General features: G+C 69.5%; 1 protein-coding gene and 1 pseudogene. Both read right to left on the bottom strand.

Going from position 1 to position 1,256, the window contains the following annotated elements:
• The coding region (locus EFL26_RS08510; RefSeq protein WP_123222476.1) for a succinate dehydrogenase/fumarate reductase iron-sulfur subunit at window positions 1–722 on the bottom strand (722 nt) is incomplete at its 3' end.
• A gap of 9 nt (window positions 723–731) precedes the next feature.
• Window positions 732–1,256: pseudogene (locus tag EFL26_RS08505) on the bottom strand (fumarate reductase/succinate dehydrogenase flavoprotein subunit); the annotation flags it as partial.

Below are 1,256 nucleotides of genomic sequence, written 5' to 3'. Positions count from 1 at the left end.
AGCCAGACCAGCGGGTCGAACTTCCGGTCCACCACGCGCTCCTTCATGGGGATGATCGCGTTGTCGGTGATCTTGATGTTCTCGGGGCAGACCTCGGTGCAGCACTTGGTGATGTTGCACATGCCCAGGCCCGCTGCGTCCTGCGCGAGCGCGCGGCGGTCGTGGGTGTCGAGGGGGTGCATGTCGAGCTCGGCGTACCGGAGGAAGAAGCGCGGTCCCGCGAAGGCCGGCTTGTTGTCCTCGTGGTCGCGCACGACGTGGCAGGTGTTCTGGCAGAGGAAGCACTCGATGCACTTGCGGAACTCCTGGCCCCGCTCCACGTCGACCTGCATCATCCGGCGCTTGCCGTCGGGATCGCGCGGCGGTGGCGCGAACGACGGCAGCTCGCTGGCCTTCTGGTAGTTGAAGGACACGTCCGTGACCAGGTCGCGGATGACCGGGAAGGTGCGCATGGGGGTGACCGTGACGGTCTCCTCCGGCTCGAAGTCCGAGAGCCGGGTCATGCACATCAGCCGGGGCTTGCCGTTGACCTCGGCGCTGCACGACCCGCACTTCCCGGCCTTGCAGTTCCAGCGCACCGCCAGGTCGCCGGCCTGGGTGGCCTGCAGGCGGTGGATCGCGTCGAGCACGACCTCGCCCTCGGAGACCTCGACGGTGTAGTCGCCCAGCTCGCCGCCGGACTGGTCGCCGCGCCACACGCGCATCTTCAGCTGGTAGCTCATCGCGGTCTCCTACTCGAAGTACTTCTTGAGCTCGTCAGGCATGACGGGCAGCGGCTGGTGGGCGAGGTCGACACCGGTGCCGTCGCCGTCGAGGCGCAGCACGAGGTTCTTGCTCCCCCACTCGGGGTCGGGGCCGGGGAAGTCGTCGCGGGTGTGGCCGCCGCGCGACTCCTGCCGCTCGAGCGCCGCCTTGGCGATGCACTCGGAGACCAGCAGCATGTTGCGCAGGTCGAGCGCGAGGTGCCAGCCCGGGTTGTACTGCCGGTGGCCCTCGACCACCATCTCCTTGGCCCGCTCCTTGAGCTGCTCGATCCGCTCCAGCGCCTGCTCGAGCTCGCCGGCGGTCCGGATGATCCCGACCAGGTCGTTCATCGACTGCTGCAGGTCGTGCTGGATCGTGTAGGGGTTCTCCCCTCCCTCGACCGCGAACGGCGCGAGGGCGCTCTCCTGGGCGGCGTGGACCTCCCCCTCGTCGACGGCCGGCCGCGCCGGGCCGAGCGAGTCGGTGTACGCCGCCGCGGCCTCGCCGGCACG

The organism is Nocardioides pocheonensis (genome assembly GCF_003725535.1).
GTDB classification, from domain to species: Bacteria; Actinomycetota; Actinomycetes; order Propionibacteriales; family Nocardioidaceae; genus Marmoricola; species Marmoricola pocheonensis.
The sequence above is the reverse complement of the archived record's forward strand: the minus strand, read 5'-3'. Positions and strand labels throughout refer to the sequence as shown.